Origin of the sequence: Erwinia sp. V71, from assembly GCF_965644245.1 — a bacterium.
Lineage (GTDB): Bacteria > Pseudomonadota > Gammaproteobacteria > Enterobacterales > Enterobacteriaceae > Erwinia.
The window spans coordinates 1-17975 of sequence record NZ_CBFFRK010000086.1 but is presented as its reverse complement, the minus strand read 5'-3'; the positions used below and the strand labels follow the sequence as shown (position 1 = coordinate 17975).

Genomic DNA, 17975 nt, shown 5'->3' with positions numbered 1-17975 from the left:
AACCCGGCGACCGTTATGTCGTTGTGCCGTGTCAGTGGAGGCGCATTATAGGGAGTTCCTGACGCCTGACAAGTGTTAAATGCAAAAAACTTTTCAAGCGTTGTTTTTTTACTCAAAGCGCCAGTTTTTCGAGCTTTTCGAAGCCATAACGTTGTAAAACGGGCATTAATTGTTCTGTATCCGGGGTAAATGTGGTGCAGTACGCCGTATTGCCCTCAGCAGAAAGTGCAACGGGCGCTTCATGTTGCAGTAACCAGGCGGTGCGCCGGGCAATCGCCGCGCCGGAATCGACTAAACGCGTCCCTTCTGGCAATACCTGCTGTAACTCTTCACTAATCAGTGGGAAGTGAGTACACCCCAGCACCACAGTGTCTGGCGGTTCCGCCATCCGCAGCCATGGCTGCAGGATTCGTTTCACATCTTCCAGTGGCACTGGCTTGCCATGCAGTTTCGCCTCAGCCAGTTCCACCAGCTCCGCCGAACCTAACATTGTGGTTTTACATTCGCTGGCAAAACGCGCCACCAGTTCATGGGTATAAGGGCGGCGTACTGTGCCGCGGGTCGCCAGCAGACCAACAATACCATTACGGGTTAAGCGTGCAGCGGGTTTAATCGCAGGCACTACACCTACCACCGGGAAAGCAAAACGTTCACGCAGAGCCGGTAACGTCACGGTGCTGGCACTGTTACAGGCAATCACTACCAGTGACAGCGGCGTGTGCTGAGCAATAGCCGTGACAATCGCCACTACTCGCTCAACGATGAACTCTTCGCTTTTCTCACCGTAGGGGAACGCTTCATTGTCGAAGGCATAAAGATAGTGGAGATCCGGCAGCAGTTGCCGAATCTCTTCATAAACAGAAAGCCCACCGACACCGGAATCAAAGACCAGTACGGTGGGTTTGAGATTAGAAGGTGTAGCTGGCGTTAACGTAGTATTCCCTTCCTGCAGTTGGATAGCCATACGCTGTCTCGTACTCTTTATCGAACAGGTTGGCTATTCTACCACGAACGGTCAGCTGGGATGTGACCGGATATGAAACGGCGAAATCAACCAGGCTGTAGCTGGGTAAGCGCTGTGCCGTCTCGCTGGTGTTGTCGAACCGCTTAGAGAAGTACTGATAAATTACGTCAACATCGACATCGTATATCGTCCAGCCCAGCTGGTACTTCGCCTGTTGCTTCGAGCGGCGTCCCAGTTCACGGTTATCGGAGTCACGACGCGCATCGAGATAACCAAGAGTAAGCTGATGGTTAAAGATGCCCGTATCGAATTCCCCCGTCCACTCCAGTCCCTTCAGCGTTGCGGCCTGGATATTGTAGTAAGTCCCCGTGAAAGTGGAAGAGTCATAATCGTAAGTGATCAGGTTATTAACCTGATTATGATACGCAGCCAGACGCCAGTTGAGTGGGCCAGTTAGCCCCTCCAGCCCCGCTTCCCATTGTTTTGATTCTTCCGGCTTGAGATTTTCATTTGAGTTGATACTCAGGCTTCGTTGCCCGTAAAGCTGTCCCAGCGTAGGCGCCTGGAATCCTGTGCCATAGGAAAGGGTCACACGATAATCCGGTAAGAATGCCCAGCCAGCCGCCGCCTGCCAGGTGCCATGACGACCAAACTTCTCGTTATCATCACCACGCGCAGAGCCTTCCAGCGTTACCGTGCCGATCTGTTGCTGTGCTGTCACATAAGCCCCGGTATTATCCTGCTTATAATGATCGCTGACACGCGAGAAGGTGCTATAGCTCAAGCCATCGGAGGTCAGTCTTTGCTGTTTCCAGTCGACTCCAGCACTGATCATGCCCTGGCCTAAACGATAAGTATTGCCCCACTGCAGGTTACGCTGCTCCATATCATTGAGGCTGTTATTATCGCTGTAGCGCCCTTCGCTTCCGACATAATTCAGGAAACTGTATTTCTGATAGCTGGCAACCAGCTGAGAAGAGTAGTCACCCTGATTAAAGCGCAGGCCTGTGTCATAGGTATGATTATAGATTTGCTGCTCATCTGCACTGCCAAAACCATCATAATCAGAATGAGCACCATAACCGTAACCACGGAAAAAGGCAGAGAACTGTTCATTAAACCTGTGATTCACACCCGCCCAGAAGGCTTTATTACCCCAGCCATCACGATCACTGTCCACTGGCGCAGTTGACGTCGAGTTAACGTCAAAACCTTTGGTATCCTGGTAAGAACCTGCCAGCGTCACGCGCGTGTTGTCAGTAATATGCTGATTAATACTGCCGCTATATTCCTGATAATGGTTAGAACCTGCGCCTGCGGTCAGGGTGTTTTTATCTTCTTCTGACTGCGTAATCACGTTAATTACGCCACCAATCGCATCCGCGCCATATATAGCAGAGCGCGGCCCGCGAATAAACTCAACACGTTGAACCAACGAGATAGGGATCTGATTGAAGTCAGCTTCACCTGTAATACCGGCTTTCGCCAGCGGAATACCATCCACCAACACCAGGGTATGGCGTGCCTCGGAGCCGCGGATATACATGGAACCGCTCTGGCCAATACCACCATTTTGTGCGATATCCACCCCCGGCAAACGGCGCATCACTTCCACCAGATTTTTCGCCTGCCAGCGGTCGATCTCTTCTTTAGTCACGACCGTTGTAGAGGCCAGCACCGACGACACCGGCTGTGCAAAGCGGTTAGCGGTAACAACCAGTTCATCATCATTTTGCTGCGCAAAGCCAGGTTGCGCCCAGAGGGAAACTGCCGCGACGCTCAGCGCCAGCAGCGAAGGTTTGCTTTTCATCATAATAATTAAGCATCCAAACGAATCATCCAGGATGCCGCAGGTATACGATCGATAGCACGCGATGATCGTACAAGTTGCGACGTACCCCGGCAGGTCTTCGGGCTCGGTGTCGTTTTTACTGGCGAAGACTTCCCATCATTAAGACAGTGTCTGCATCTGCAATCGCCACGACTATCCTTACCGCTGCGCGTCAGCTCCAGATTTACACTGGATTCCCTTTTAACTCGTCAGGAGGCCGGAAAGCGCATACTACGGTTTAGCATATTGGAAGTCCAGACTTCCAGAACGCTAAAACCAACCTTTTGCGAACAACACTGGACATCGGGGATCGAATCCCTACAATCGCCCGGCAAGTCTGCTATTCAACCAGGAACGCCCATGACGCCCGAACAATTGCCAATCGAACACTACGACGCCCAGCTGGCGGAAAAAGTCACCCGTTTACAGGGGATGATGTCGCCCTTTGCTGCGCCTGAGGTAGAGGTCTTTCGTTCGCCGGTCAGTCATTACCGCATGCGTGCGGAGTTCCGGTTGTGGCATGACGGCGACGATATCTACCACATTATCTTTGATCAGCAGACACGCCAGCGTATTCGGGTCGACAGTTTTCCGGCGGCCAGCGAGCTGATTAACCGTCTGATGCCGCGGATGATCGATGCACTGCGCGGCAACCGTACCCTGCGTCATAAACTGTTCCAGATCGACTATCTGTCGACCCTGAGTAATCAGGTGGTGGTGTCGCTGCTGTATCACAGCGCACTGACCGAAGAGTGGCAGCAGGAAGCCGAAGTACTGCGTGATGCACTGCGCGCCGAGGGTTTCGATCTGCATCTGATTGGCCGCGCCACGAAGACCAAAATCTGTCTGGATCAGGATTTTATTGATGAGCGCCTGCCGGTTGGCGGACGCGAGCTTATTTATCGCCAGGTCGAAAACAGCTTTACCCAGCCAAATGCGGCGATGAATATCCAGATGCTGGAGTGGGCGCTGGATGTGACGAAAGAGTCGCAGGGTGACCTGCTGGAACTCTATTGCGGCAACGGCAACTTCTCACTGGCACTGGCGCGCAATTTCCGCCGCGTGCTGGCAACTGAGATCGCCAAACCGTCGGTTGCCGCCGCGCAATACAATATCGCCGCCAATCAGATCGATAATGTGCAGATTATTCGTATGTCGGCAGAAGAGTTTACTCAGGCAATGAACGGCGTGCGCAGCTTTAACCGTCTGGAAGGCATCGATTTAACCAGCTATCAATGTGAGACGATTTTCGTCGATCCACCGCGCAGCGGCCTGGATGAAGAGACGGTGAAGATGGTGCAGGCGTATCCGCAGATTCTGTATATCTCCTGCAATCCTGCCACCTTATGTGACAACCTGCAAACGCTGGCAGAAACCCATCAGGTGAGCAAGCTGGCGCTGTTCGATCAGTTCCCGTACACCCACCATATGGAGTGTGGGGTTCTGCTGACCCGCCGCTAGAAGACAAAACGGCGAACACTCTGGTTCGCCGTTTAACGGGTTAACTGCTTTTCCGCGCACGAATCCGCAAGCCAATCCAGAAAATCAGCGCCACCATTAAAATGGTAGGAATAAAGTTCGAGCCGATATCCGGGTACTCAGCACGCACCATCGCGCTGTAGAGCAAAATACCCAGCAGGAAGAAGGCCGCCGCCAGCGAAGGCATACCTTCGGGCATCGCGCGGTTAAGGTAACGCTGATGCAGGCACCAGGCCGCCAGCGCCAGTGTAATCAGCGGGAACACAGAAAATGGCACGATGGCGCTAAACAGCGCAGAAAAGGAGGCATTTATCGACAATCCGGCGATAAATGCTAAAACTAAAGTGCCTTTGTCGCGATGAGTCTGAGGTGTTTCAGTCATATCATTATCCTTTTCAGCCTGCCCGGTTGTTCGATTCCAGCGTTACTGCCAGCTTCTCCTGCTCGCGGCGATACCAGTAATACGCCCCTTTCGAGATCATACGCAGTTGCAACACCAGCCGCTCTTCCAGCTGCTGCCGCTGTTCGTCATCGATATCCAGCGCCTCTGCGCCAGCATTAAAGACGATAATGACCATCGCTTCCGCCTGCGCTTCCGTAAAGCTGCGCGGCATGCGGTTTTCCTTCTCCAGATAATCCGCCAGCTCAGCGATAAAGTGCTGGATCTCACGCGCTACCGCCGCACGGAACGCCGCCGAAGTACCGGAACGTTCACGCAGCAGTAAGCGAAAAGCATTGGGATTGCTGCCAATATATTCCATAAAAGTGGACACCGAAGTGCGGATCACGCTGCCACCTTTGGCAATGCGCTGGCGCGCCTGACGCATCAGCTGACGCAGCATCAGGCCGCTTTCATCCACCATTGTCAGCCCTAATTCATCTACATCACGAAAGTGACGATAGAATGACGTCGGTGCAATACCGGCTTCACGCGCCACTTCGCGCAAACTCAGGCTGGCGAAACTCCTTTCCGCACTCAATTGACTGAATGCAGCTTCAATCAGCGAACGTCGTGTACGTTCCTTTTGTTGTGCCCTGACGCCCATGTTTCCGCCTTTTTCTCCCGCTGAAGCCGAACTATAGCAAACTTTTCAGCGTACAGTCTGATCAAGTTTGTGAGCGCCTGTGAACATCTCCGGTTTGGCAAATCACGGCAAATAGCAGGGATATTATTGGGATGTGCGGCGCAAGATGTTAGAATAACGTTGTAAAAATGTAGATAAATAAATAAGGCGTACTGGTATGCAACATTCTTACGATTACGATGCCATTGTGATTGGTTCCGGCCCCGGCGGAGAAGGCGCGGCGATGGGCCTGGTGAAGCAGGGAGCCCGTATCGCAGTGATCGAGCGCTACCATAATATCGGTGGTGGTTGTACTCACTGGGGAACGATCCCGTCTAAAGCCCTACGACACGCAGTAAGCCGCATTATCGAGTTCAATCAAAACCCCCTCTACAGTGACCACAGCCGCCTGCTTCGCTCCTCTTTTGCTGACATCCTTAACCACACCGAAAACGTGATCAGCCAGCAAACGCGCATGCGCCAGGGATTTTACGAACGTAATCACTGTGAGCTGTTTCAGGGCGATGCCCGTTTTATTGATGCCAACACCGTTGAAATCGAATTTCATGACGGTACCACTGAGCGTCTGACCGCCGATAAATTTGTTATCGCCTGCGGTTCACGCCCGTATCATCCGCCGGAAGTCGACTTTACCCATCCACGGATTTACGACTCCGATTCCATTCTCAATCTGCACCATGAACCCGGCCATGTAATTATCTACGGTGCCGGGGTGATCGGCTGCGAATATGCGTCGATCTTCCGCGGACTGAACGTCAAAGTGGATCTGATCAACACCCGCGATCGCCTGCTGGCGTTCCTCGATCAGGAGATGTCGGACTCACTGTCCTACCACTTCTGGAACAGCGGTGTCGTCATCCGCCACAACGAAGAGTTTGAACGTATTGAAGGCGTGCAGGATGGGGTGATTATGCACCTGAAATCCGGCAAAAAACTGAAAGCCGACTGCCTGCTGTACGCTAACGGCCGTACCGGTAATACCGATTCGCTGGCGCTGGAAAATATCGGGCTGGAAGCGGATGGCCGCGGTTTGCTGAAGGTCAACAGCATGTATCAGACCGCTCAGCCACATATTTACGCGGTGGGTGATGTGATCGGCTATCCGAGCCTCGCCTCAGCGGCCTACGATCAGGGACGTATCGCCGCACAGGCGATTATCAAAGGTGAAGCCACCGCCCATCTGATTGAAGATATTCCGACCGGTATCTACACCATTCCGGAGATCAGCTCGGTCGGCAAAACCGAACAGCAGCTGACGGCGATGAAAGTGCCGTATGAGGTGGGACGTGCGCAGTTTAAGCATCTGGCGCGGGCACAGATTGTCGGCATGAACGTGGGCAGCCTGAAGATCCTGTTTCACCGTGACACCAAAGAGATCCTCGGTATTCACTGCTTTGGTGAGCGCGCGGCCGAAATCATTCATATCGGCCAGGCGATTATGGAGCAAAAAAATGGTGGCAACACGATTGAGTACTTCGTGAATACCACCTTTAACTACCCGACGATGGCGGAAGCCTATCGGGTGGCAGCGCTGAACGGCTTAAATCGCCTGTTTTAAATCGCCGCCCATGTAGCCCTGCATATGTTCGCGGATCGCCTCTGCCAGCTGTTCATAACGGCTGCGCAGTGGCGAACCCGGACGATAGACCAGCGCGATGGTACGCTGCGGTTCCGGTTTATAGCATGGCAGATAGCACACGCCATCACGCACACGCTCTTTCGGCACCGCCAGCGCAGGTAACAACGTAATCCCGCTACCCGCCGCCACCATATTGCGCAACGTTTCTAAACTGGTCGCGCGGAAATGGGTATCCTCATCCGCACCCGCCTGGAAACAGAAGCCCATCGCCTGATCGCGCAGACAGTGACCATCTTCCAGCATCAGCAGCTTTTCACCCGACAGATCGGACATCGCCACACGATCGCGATCGTGCCATGGGTGATCGGCGTAGATCGCCAGTTTCATCGGCTCGTCAAACAGCGGGACTTCGATGAACGCTTCACTCTCTTTCACCAGCGCGAGGATGGCGCAATCCAGCTTGCCGCTGTCGAGCTGCGCCAGCAACTGCTGGGTCTGTGCTTCATGCAGATACATTTCCAGCTTGGGAAAGGTCTGGTGCAGCATCGGGATAATCTGCGGCAGCAGATACGGCCCGACCGTCGGGATCAGGCCGATGTGCAGTGGTCCGGACATCGTCTCACCCTGCTGGCTGGCCATCTCCTTCAGCACCTTCACTTCACGCAACACCGTACGCGCCTGATCCACCAGCAGCAAACCCGCCTGTGTGAACAACACCTTGCGGCTGGTGCGCTCCAGCAACATCACGCCTAACTCATCTTCCAGCTTACGAATCTGTCCGCTCAGCGTGGGCTGACTGACGTGGCAGGCATCTGCCGCGCGGCGAAAGTGCCGATGCTCGGCCAGTGCCACCAGATATTCCAGATCACGAATATTCATCTTATCCTCCGAACCACGATAGCCCGTGGCGATAGATAGGATAGCAATCAACGATTATCCCTATCAAGTAGAGTTAAGAATAATGTGCAACATTCAGTCAAAGATCACATTCACTTCTCCACCACGAGGATTATTTATGTTTGCAAGTCAGGAAGGTAAGTCCATCCCAGCAGTCACATTCCATACACGTCAGGGCGACAAATGGGTCGACATTACCACTGATGAACTGTTCAAAAATAAGACGGTGATTGTGTTTTCCCTGCCTGGTGCTTTTACGCCGACCTGCTCTTCCAGCCATCTGCCGCGTTATAACGAACTGGCTGGGGTCTTTGCTCAGCACGGTGTCGACAGCATTCTGTGCGTCTCTGTTAATGACACCTTTGTGATGAACGCGTGGAAAGCCGATCAGCACGCTGACAACATTACCTTTATTCCCGATGGCAACGGCGAGTTTACCCGTGGCATGGAGATGCTGGTCGAGAAGGCCGAACTCGGTTTTGGTCCGCGCTCATGGCGTTATTCGATGCTGGTGCGCGATGGCGTGGTCGTGCAGATGTTTGTTGAGCCAAACAAGCCGGGCGACCCGTTTGAAGTGTCTGATGCCGATACCATGCTGCGTTATCTGGCGCCGGACTACAAAGTGCAGGAATCCGTGTCTCTGTTCACCAAACCCGGTTGCCCGTTCTGCACCAAAGCCAAACAGATGCTGCTGGATCGGGGTATTCAGTATGAAGAGATTGTACTGGGTCAGGATGCCACGACGGTGAGTCTGCGTGCGATGACGGGCCGGGCGACCGTGCCACAGGTGTTTATCGGTGGTCGCCATATTGGCGGCAGCGATGATCTGGAACAGTATTTTCTGAGCGCATAACTCAAAAAAAACTGGCTGTGACACGGAGCCTGCTCAGGGAACACGGTCAGCTCCGCAAAGACGCAAAAACCGCCGTCCATGGCGCGGGACGCTTTCCTGCGCTTTGAGTTTGTGTGTTGCTGTCAATGTTTCCAGTGCCCTGATCGCTAACAATAATAAAGCGGGCCTCAGCCCGCTTTATTGATTTTGCCGCACCTTAGCCTAAACGCTGCTTCGCATCGCTGATTGCCTGCGCGACCTGCAGTGGTGACACACCGCCTTTGGCTTTACGCTGGTCGAGGCAGGACTGCAACGCCAGGAACGGATAAACATCCTCACCAATCACGTTGCTGAATTTCTGCAGATCCGCCAGCGTCAATGCTTCCAGCGCCACACCCTGCTTAATCGCTTCCACTACCGCTTCACCAACAATATGGTGTGCTTCGCGGAACGGTACGCCTTTAGCAACCAGATAATCCGCCAGCTCAGTGGCGTTAGCATAACCCTGCTCTGCCGCTTCCTGGCAACGCGGACGCTTCACCTGAATGCCATCCAGCACCAGTTCCGCCATATGCAGACAGTCCAGCCAGGTGTCGAGCGCGTCGAACAGGCCTTCTTTGTCTTCCTGCATATCTTTGTTATACGCCAGTGGCAGACCTTTCAGCGTCATCATCATACCGGTCAGCGCACCATGCACACGGCCACATTTGCCGCGGATCAGTTCCAGCGCATCCGGGTTTTTCTTCTGCGGCATCAGTGAAGAGCCGGAAGTGACACGATCAGACAGCTCAACAAAGCCTGCTTCACCGGTATTGAAGAAAATCAGGTCTTCGGCAAAACGCGACAGATGCACCATGCTGATGGAGGCATCCGCCAGCAGTTCCAGTACATGATCACGATCGGAGACGGTATCGAGGCTGTTACGGGTGGCGGATGCGAAGCCCAACCAGCCCGCCAGCTGCTCACGGTCGATAGCATAAGCCGTACCGGCCAGGGCGCCACAGCCCAGCGGGCTGACGTCCAGACGTTTCAGGGTATCCTGCAGACGGCTTTCATCACGCGCCAGCATTTCCACATACGCCAGGCACCAATGAGCAAATGTCACCGGCTGCGCGCGTTGCAGGTGGGTATAACCCGGCATCACCGCATCCTGGTTGGCTTCGGCGGTCACTACCAGTGCCTGTTGCAGGCTACGGGTCGCGGCCAGCAGTTCACCAACCTGCGCTTTACACCACAGTTTCAGGTCGGTTGCGACCTGATCGTTACGACTACGGCCAGTGTGGAGTTTTTTACCCAGTGCGCCGACTTTTTCAATCAGACGCCCTTCCACCCAGCTATGAATATCTTCGGCATCGCTTTCCAGAATCTGCTGCGGATTCGCCCGCACTTCTTCCAGCAATACGCCCAATGCCTGCTCTAACTGCTGCTGCTCATCAGCGGTCAGCACGTTAACCGTTACCAGCGCTTTGGACCAGGCGACGGAGCCGACAATATCCTGTTCCGCCAGACGATAGTCAAAGCGCAGCGAGTCGTTGAATTGCTTGAAACGTTGATCTGCCGCCTGAGTAAACCGTCCACCCCAAAGTGCCATGTTAAGTGCTCCGTTTGATAAAATTAATGTCGATAAATCCCCTCCCCCGCGTTACGGGGTAGGGTTAGGGAGGGACCAGGCGATTATGAGTCGCCTGCTCATCCATCCCGGCCTTCCCCCGCAAGACGGGGGAAGGGGAAAACCATCACTCCCCATCATCAGGGGAAAAGGAGCAATCCCTTTCCCTCAGCATCAGGGGGGAAATGATTACTTCTTCTCGTTCAGCGCACGGATACGTGAGGAGAGCGAGAACAGACGGATGAAGCCGCCCGCATGGCTGTGATCGTACACTTCGTCTTCACCGAAGGTCGCGAACTCTTCAGAGTACAGACTGTTAGCAGATTTTTTCTGAATCGCCGTCACCTGGCCTTTGTACAGCTGCAGAACCACTTCACCGTTCACTTCTTCCGCCAGCGCTTCAGCAGATGCCTGCAGAGATTTACGCAGTGGTGCGAACCAGCGACCATCGTAAACCACGTAGGACATTTCCAGGCCCAGCTGCTCACGCCATTTGAAGCTGTCGCGATCCAGTACCAGCTGCTCGACCGCACGCAGTGCGTTCACCATAATGGTGCCGCCCGGGGTTTCGTAGCAACCGCGGGATTTGATACCCACCAGACGGTTTTCCACGATATCGATACGACCCACGCCGTGTTTCGCACCGATGACATTCAGTTTTTCCAGGCACTGGAACGGGCTCAGCGCTTCGCCGTTGACTGCCACAACGCGGCCTTTTTCAACGGAGATGGTGACCTGCTCAGGCTGGTCTGGTGCTTCCAGCGGATCAACGGTCCACACCCAGCAATCTTTGTTTGGTGCGTTCCATGGGCTTTCCAGCACGCCGCCTTCGGTGGAGATATGCCAGGCGTTTTCGTCACGGCTGTAGATTTTTTCCAGCGACGCGGTGGTCGGGATATTACGCTCTTTCAGGTAATCCAGCAGTGCTTCACGGGAACGCAGGTTCCACTCACGCCATGGCGCAACCACTTTCAGCTGTGGTGCCAGAGCGGTGTAGGTGGTTTCGAAACGCACCTGGTCGTTACCTTTACCGGTCGCACCGTGGCACAGCGCATCTGCGCCCACTTTCAGCGCCAGTTCAACCTGGGCTTTCGCGATAATAGGACGTGCCATAGAAGTACCCAGCAGGTAGGTGCCTTCGTACAGTGCGCCAGTCTGCAGCACCGGGTAAACGTAATCACGGATAAACTCTTCACGCAGATCCACAACGTGGCACTCAGAAGCACCGGATTGCAGCGCTTTCTGTTCCACGCCTTCCAGATCGCTACGTTCCTGACCGATATCGGCGACGAATGCCACCACTTCACAGCCACCATAGTTCTCTTTCAGCCATGGAATAATCGCTGAAGTATCCAGACCACCGGAGTAAGCCAGAACGATTTTTTTAATGCCTTGAGTTTGCATCTTGTAATCCTTGAATTTAAAGCGTTTCGTTATGCAAGAATCCGGGTGCCAATGGACACGCCGTTAAATAAAGTGGGCAGTTGCTCCGCATTACGCCAGCTGGCGATATCGACCGGACGACCCAGCGTCCGTGCCGCATCCAGCGCAGCGTTAACTTTCACAATCATGCCATCGGTAATAATGCCCTGTGCAATCAGCTGCTCGGCTTTTTCCGCCGTCATTTCGGCAATACGCTGGCCTTTACCATCGAGAATACCACTGACATCAGACAGCAGAATCAGATCCGCACCCAGCGTTGCCGCCAGTGCCGTGGCTGCCTGATCCGCATTCACGTTCATCAGTTCACCTTCTGCGGTCACGCCGATCGAGCTGATCACCGGCAGGAAGCCCGCAGACAGCAGGGTGTTAATCAGCACCGGAGAACCTGGGGTGGCATTACCCACATGGCCCAGTTCTTCATCCAGCTGGGTGACATTAACGCTGTCACCATCACCGAGGTACAGGCCAACAGCATTGATAGCATACTTCTTCGCCCATGCCAGCAGGGTTTTGTTCGCCGTGCCCGCCAGTGCGCCGGTGATGATGTCGATCTGATCGGCCGGCGTCACACGCAGGCCATTCTTTTTCTGTACCGGCAGTGCCAGTTTCTTCATCAGTTCGTCAACCAGACAACCGCCACCATGCACGATCAGCAGGGGACGCTGGTGTGATTCACGGTAAGTCACCAGAGCATCAAACAGACGCGCCAGCGCCTCTTCGCTATCTAACAACACACCGCCCAGTTTAATAATTAATGGATTGGTCATAGTGTTCGCCAACTCGCCGGTTAAATAAGTGACAGCGTTTCAGGGAAGCCGAAACGAATATTCAGACACTGCACGGCCTGGGAAGATGCACCTTTCAGCAGGTTATCTTCAGCCGCCACGATAATCACATGCTCGCCCTGCACCGCAAAACCGATATCGCAGAACGGCAGACCCACCACCGATTTCAGGGAAGGCACACCTTTGTCATACAGGCGCACCAGCGGCTTATCGCGATAGGCATTATGGAACGCTTCCGCCACATCTTCCCGGCTGACGCCCGCTTTCAGGCGGCAGGTGATGGTTTCCAGAATCCCGCGCGGGAAATTGCCCAGATGCGGGGTGAAAATCACCGGAATACCGAGGTGCGCAGCGATTTCCGGGTGATGGCGATGGTTGAAGATGCCATACGGTTGCAGGCTCACTTCGCAGAAACTGGTGTTCAGGCTGGCTTTGCGACCGGCACCGCTCACGCCGCTGGTGGCGTTAATCACTGGCCACTGTGCGCTGTCCAGCAGGTCTGCCGCGATCAGCGGTTTCAGTGCCAGCTGAGCAGCTGTCGGGTAGCAACCCGGTACGGCAACCAGCTGCGCGTCCTTGATTTTGTCGTGCTGCCACTCGGCCAGACCATAGACGGCTTTTTCCAGCCATTCAGGATGCTTGTGGCTGAAGCCATAGAATTCGGTAAAGAAGCTGTCGTCATTAACGCGGAAGGCGCCAGAAAGATCGAACACCACACAGCCCGCCTGCAGGAATTCTGGTGCGAGGTCGTGGCTGACTTCATGAGCCGTGGCGAGGAACACCACATCGACTTTATCGGCAAACTGCGCCGCGTTGCTCAGCGGCTGGAGTGGCAGATCGACAATCCCTTTCAGCTGCGGATGCAGATCCGAAATTAACTTTCCGGCATCCGGACTTTGCGCTGAAACCGCCAAAGCGGTTATGTTCATATGTGGATGGCGATTCAGATAGGTTACAAGCTCTACACCAGCATAACCGCTGGCACCTACAATCAGCGTATTCAACATCAGACTGTATACCTTTTACCGTCACAAAGTTCCGGGTTGCAGCCGGCAGGCTCCTTCCCACGAAGTCAGGCGTTTTTATCGAAGAAGCAATAAAGCGTTCCCTTCAGCCTGGCGTTAATGTATTTTTATTCACTATTAATGCATGAATATTGATACTATCCTAACTCAAGGACTGTCAACAGTGAAGACAAAATTACCCCCTTTTATCGAACTCTACCGCCAGTTGATCGCTATACCGTCGATCAGCGCCACCGACAGTGCGCTCGATCAGAGCAATGAAACTTTAATCAATTTTCTGGCAGGCTGGTTTCGTGACCTTGGCTTCAGTGTTGAAGTCCAGCCCGTACCGGGCACACGCCATAAATTTAATATGCTGGCGAAGAGCGGTAACGGCGCGGGTGGCCTGCTGCTGGCCGGTCACAGCGATACCGTGCCGTATGATGATGGCCGCTGGACGCGCGACCCGTTCACCCTGACCGAGCACGATAATAAGCTGTACGGGCTGGGCACCGCCGATATGAAAGGCTTCTTTGCTTTTATTCTCGATGCGCTGCGTGATGTCGATGTGACGACGCTGAAAAAACCGCTGTATATCCTCGCCACCGCCGATGAAGAGACCACCATGGCGGGTGCCAGCTATTTCGCCACCTCCACCACCCTGCGTCCGGACTGCGCGATTATCGGCGAACCAACCTCGCTGAAACCGGTGCGCGCCCACAAAGGCCATCTGTCACAGGCGATTCGTATTCAGGGCCAGTCAGGTCACTCCAGCGATCCCGGCCGCGGTGTTAATGCCATCGAACTGATGCATGAATCCATCAGCCATCTGATGCAGCTGCGTAATACGCTGAAAGATCGCTACCACCATGATGGCTTCGCCATTCCGTATCCGACGATGAACTTTGGCCATATTCATGGCGGCGACGCGGCCAACCGTATCTGCGCCTGCTGTGAACTGCATATGGATATCCGCCCGCTGCCGGGGCTGACGCTGAGCGATCTCGATGGTCTGCTGCAGGAAGCGCTGGCACCGGTCAGTGCGCGCTGGCCGGGACGACTGACCATCAATGAGCTGCATCCACCGATTCCGGGCTACGAATGTCCGCCGGATCATCAGCTGGTGCAGGTGGTGGAAAAACTGCTCGGAACGCCGACAGAAATCGTCAATTACTGCACCGAAGCGCCCTTTATTCAGCAGGTATGTCCGACGCTGGTACTCGGCCCGGGGTCGATTAATCAGGCGCACCAGCCCGATGAATATATCGATACCGCATTTATTAAACCGACCCGTGAACTGATCACGCAGGTGGTCCGGCATTTCTGCCATCACTAGTCGTTACCGGGGTAATTCGCTGGCTATACAAGGCATTACCCCAGATTTGTAGCGTAATTGTTAATAAGAATAACTTATCTCTCCTTGATGTAATTAAATTTCATAAATTACCGGCATTTAGCGGCAGGATATCGCGTGTTTAAGTCATTTGACGAATGGATAGATACATGGCTAGATAAAAGACAAGGTTATGCCCGATAAGGCGTAAGAAAGTTACAAAAAATCAGATTAGACAGAAGGGTGTCAGGGGTCATATGAACGAACAATATTCCGCAATGCGAAGTAATGTCAGTATGCTCGGCAAACTGCTCGGGGATACGATTAAGGATGCGCTGGGAGAGAACATCCTCGACCGGGTGGAAACCATCCGCAAACTCTCCAAGTCATCTCGTGCAGGAAATGACGCCCACCGCCAGCAGTTGCTTACCACGCTGCAGAATCTTTCTAATGATGAACTGTTGCCGGTGGCGCGCGCCTTCAGCCAGTTTCTCAATCTGACCAATACCGCCGAGCAGTACCACACCATTTCACCGAACGGTGAAGGGGCGAATAACCCGGAACTGCTGGCAAAACTGTTCGAGCGTCTGAAACAGCTGCCTGAACTGAATGATACGGCTATCCGCGAAGCGGTGGAGTCGCTGTCGATCGAACTGGTACTGACTGCGCACCCGACCGAAATCACGCGCCGTACCCTGATTCACAAGCTGGTGGAAGTGAACACCTGCCTGAAGCAACTTGATCATACCGATCTGTCGGATTATGACCGCAACCAGATTATGCGCCGTCTGCGCCAGCTGGTGGCGCAGGCCTGGCATACCGATGAAATCCGTAAATATCGCCCGTCACCTGTCGATGAAGCCAAATGGGGCTTTGCAGTGGTGGAAAACAGCCTGTGGGAAGGGGTGCCGAATTTCCTGCGTGAGCTGGATGAGCAGGTGGAAGCCTCTTTCGGTTACAAACTGCCGGTCGATTTTGTGCCGGTGAAGTTCACCTCGTGGATGGGTGGTGACCGCGATGGCAACCCGAATGTGACCTCGACGATCACCCGTCACGTGTTGCAGCTGAGCCGCTGGAAAGCGACTGATCTGTTCCTGCGTGATATCGCTGTGCTGGTGTCTGAGCTGTCGATGTCCGAATGTACCGCCGACGTGCGCGAGCTGTGCGGTGACCCGGAGGCGCTGGAACCTTATCGTGAAATTATGAAGCACCTGCGTTCGCAGCTGCTCAGCACCCAGAGCTACCTCGCCCAGCGTCTGAAAGGCGAGCGCCCGCCGCGTCCGGCCGATCTGCTGATCTCTAATGATCAGCTGTGGGACCCGCTGTATACCTGTTATCAGTCATTGCAGGCCTGTGGCATGGGCATTATCGCCAATGGCCAGTTGCTCGATACGCTGCGCCGCGTGAAATGTTTTGGCGTGCCGCTGGTGCGTATCGACCTGCGTCAGGAAAGCACCCGCCATACCGAAGCGCTGGCAGAAGTGACGCGCTATCTTGGTCTGGGCGACTATGAAAGCTGGTCCGAAGCGGACAAACAGGCATTCCTGATCCGTGAACTGAATTCCAAGCGCCCGTTACTGCCACGTCAGTGGGAGCCGAGCGCCGATACCCGTGAAGTGCTGGATACCTGTCGCGTGGCGGCAGAAGCACCACAGGGGTCGATTGCCGCGTATGTTATTTCGATGGCGAAAACGCCGTCTGACGTGCTGGCGGTACATCTGCTGTTAAAAGAAGCCGGTATTCCGTATGCCCTGCCGGTCGCGCCGCTGTTTGAAACCCTTGATGACCTGAATAACGCTAACGACGTGATGAGCCAGCTGTTAAGCATCGACTGGTATCGCGGCTTTATTCAGGGCAAGCAGATGGTGATGATTGGCTACTCTGACTCCGCGAAAGATGCGGGTGTGATGGCCGCGTCCTGGGCGCAGTACCAGGCACAGGATGCACTGATCAAGACCTGCGAAAAATCGGGTATCGCCCTGACTCTGTTCCACGGCCGTGGCGGCACGATTGGTCGCGGTGGTGCGCCGGCACATGCCGCCCTGCTGTCACAACCGCCGGGCAGCCTGAAAGGCGGTCTGCGTGTGACCGAACAGGGCGAGATGATCCGCTTTAAGTTTGGTCTGCCGGAAATTGCCACCTCCAGTCTGGCGCTGTACACCAGTGCGATTCTGGAAGCGAACCTGCTGCCGCCACCGGAGCCGAAGAAAGCGTGGCGCAATATCATGGATCAGCTGTCGGCGGTGTCCTGCAATATGTACCGCGGCTATATCCGTGAGAATGCTGACTTTGTGCCGTACTTCCGCTCTGCCACCCCAGAGCTGGAGCTGGGCAAACTGCCACTCGGTTCACGTCCGGCGAAACGTCGCCCGACCGGCGGTGTTGAGACGCTGCGTGCGATTCCATGGATTTTCGCCTGGACGCAGAACCGTCTGATGCTGCCAGCCTGGCTGGGCGCAGGTGCGGCGTTGCAGAAAGCCGTGGAAGACGGTCATCAGGATGAGCTGGAAAATATGTGCCGCGACTGGCCATTCTTCTCGACCCGCCTCGGCATGCTGGAGATGGTGTTCTCGAAAACGGATCTGTGGCTGGCGGAATATTATGACCAGCGCCTGGTGGATACATCACTGTGGCCGCTGGGCAAACAGCTGCGCGATCAGCTGGCATCCGATATTAATGTGGTGCTGACCATTTCGAATGATTCGCATCTGATGGCAGATTTGCCGTGGATTGCAGAGTCTATCGCACTGCGTAACGTGTATACCGACCCACTGAACGTGCTACAGGCGGAGCTGCTGCACCGTTCACGTCAGCTGGAAGCCAGCGGCAGCGAGCCGGACCCACGCGTCGAGCAGGCGCTGATGGTGACGATTGCCGGTGTCGCGGCCGGGATGCGTAATACCGGTTAAGACAGTAGAGGGAGCCGCGAGGTTCCCTTTTTGATCGGGCTAATGCCGTCTGGCGCTCCCGGAACAATCCATTCTTCCCGCTCTTCTCTCGCATCTTGTATGCTTTTTCTACAGGCGCTATATTTGCTCCAAATTGCAGTAAAAACGTACAGCGCGAATTCAGATAATAAGTGCAACGCTTGGTCATGTGGATGGAGGGACGGTTAGCTACCGATAAGCTATCCT

14 protein-coding genes and 1 riboswitch are annotated in these 17975 nt (G+C 54.5%); of the genes, 5 read left to right on the top strand and 9 right to left on the bottom strand.

Annotated elements, in window-relative coordinates; genetic code table 11:
- Positions 1–112: 112 nt before the first annotated feature.
- Together murI and btuB are read right to left on the bottom strand one after the other, a co-directional pair.
- Positions 113–964, bottom strand: coding sequence for a glutamate racemase (gene murI / locus ACSZO1_RS16145; RefSeq protein ID WP_437614353.1), 852 nt, complete (start codon positions 962–964; stop codon positions 113–115).
- Positions 909–2777, bottom strand: coding sequence for a TonB-dependent vitamin B12 receptor BtuB (gene btuB, locus ACSZO1_RS16140; RefSeq protein WP_437614351.1), 1869 nt, complete (start codon positions 2775–2777; stop codon positions 909–911). The genes murI and btuB overlap by 56 nt, the downstream gene beginning before the upstream one ends.
- 71 nt (positions 2778–2848) lie before the next feature.
- A riboswitch (cobalamin riboswitch) is annotated at positions 2849–3032 on the bottom strand.
- A 123-nt stretch (positions 3033–3155) separates the two neighbouring features.
- On the opposite strand from btuB, the gene trmA reads away from it, so the two are divergent.
- Positions 3156–4256, top strand: a complete 1101-nt coding sequence (gene trmA, locus ACSZO1_RS16135) for a tRNA (uridine(54)-C5)-methyltransferase TrmA (RefSeq protein WP_437614349.1) — start codon at positions 3156–3158, stop codon at positions 4254–4256.
- 40 nt (positions 4257–4296) lie between these two features.
- On the opposite strand, the gene ACSZO1_RS16130 is transcribed toward trmA, so the two are convergent.
- Positions 4297–4656 carry a YijD family membrane protein gene (locus ACSZO1_RS16130; RefSeq protein WP_437614347.1) on the bottom strand — a complete coding sequence of 120 codons (360 nt, stop codon included), beginning with the start codon at positions 4654–4656 and terminating at the stop codon, positions 4297–4299.
- A gap of 13 nt (positions 4657–4669) precedes the next feature.
- A complete protein-coding gene (gene fabR, locus ACSZO1_RS16125) occupies positions 4670–5320 on the bottom strand; it encodes an HTH-type transcriptional repressor FabR (RefSeq protein ID WP_437614345.1) in 651 nt (216 codons plus the stop codon).
- Positions 5321–5516: 196 nt separating this feature from the next.
- On the opposite strand from fabR, the gene sthA reads away from it, so the two are divergent.
- Entirely contained in the window at positions 5517–6917 is a 1401-nt protein-coding gene (sthA, locus tag ACSZO1_RS16120) for a Si-specific NAD(P)(+) transhydrogenase (protein WP_437614343.1), read from the top strand.
- Here the strand turns inward: sthA and oxyR are convergent.
- Entirely contained in the window at positions 6900–7817 is a 918-nt protein-coding gene (oxyR, locus tag ACSZO1_RS16115; protein WP_437614341.1) for a DNA-binding transcriptional regulator OxyR, read from the bottom strand. The genes sthA and oxyR overlap by 18 nt on opposite strands.
- Before the next feature lie 136 nt (positions 7818–7953).
- Here oxyR and ACSZO1_RS16110 point away from each other — a divergent pair, with 136 nt between their 5' ends.
- On the top strand, positions 7954–8688 hold the full coding sequence (locus ACSZO1_RS16110; RefSeq protein ID WP_437614339.1) for a redoxin family protein: 735 nt from the start codon (positions 7954–7956) through the stop codon (positions 8686–8688).
- 196 nt (positions 8689–8884) lie between these two features.
- Here ACSZO1_RS16110 and argH read toward each other — a convergent pair whose 3' ends face one another.
- From argH to argC, 4 genes are all read right to left on the bottom strand, one after another.
- A complete protein-coding gene (gene argH, locus ACSZO1_RS16105) occupies positions 8885–10258 on the bottom strand; it encodes an argininosuccinate lyase (protein ID WP_437614338.1) in 1374 nt (457 codons plus the stop codon).
- A gap of 207 nt (positions 10259–10465) precedes the next feature.
- The gene (locus ACSZO1_RS16100) at positions 10466–11680 is read right to left on the bottom strand and encodes an argininosuccinate synthase (protein ID WP_437614336.1); all 1215 of its coding nucleotides are present in this window, start codon (positions 11678–11680) and stop codon (positions 10466–10468) included.
- Positions 11681–11709: 29 nt separating this feature from the next.
- Positions 11710–12486, bottom strand: a complete 777-nt coding sequence (gene argB, locus ACSZO1_RS16095) for an acetylglutamate kinase (protein ID WP_437614334.1) — start codon at positions 12484–12486, stop codon at positions 11710–11712.
- Between the two features lie 20 nt (positions 12487–12506).
- Positions 12507–13511 (bottom strand): N-acetyl-gamma-glutamyl-phosphate reductase, encoded by a 1005-nt coding sequence (gene argC, locus ACSZO1_RS16090; protein ID WP_437614332.1) that lies wholly within the window; start codon positions 13509–13511, stop codon positions 12507–12509.
- A gap of 181 nt (positions 13512–13692) precedes the next feature.
- Between argC and argE the strand changes: the two genes are divergently transcribed.
- A complete protein-coding gene (gene argE, locus ACSZO1_RS16085; RefSeq protein WP_437614330.1) occupies positions 13693–14844 on the top strand; it encodes an acetylornithine deacetylase in 1152 nt (383 codons plus the stop codon).
- A gap of 254 nt (positions 14845–15098) precedes the next feature.
- Entirely contained in the window at positions 15099–17750 is a 2652-nt protein-coding gene (ppc, locus tag ACSZO1_RS16080; RefSeq protein WP_437614329.1) for a phosphoenolpyruvate carboxylase, read from the top strand.
- Positions 17751–17975: the final 225 nt, after the last annotated feature.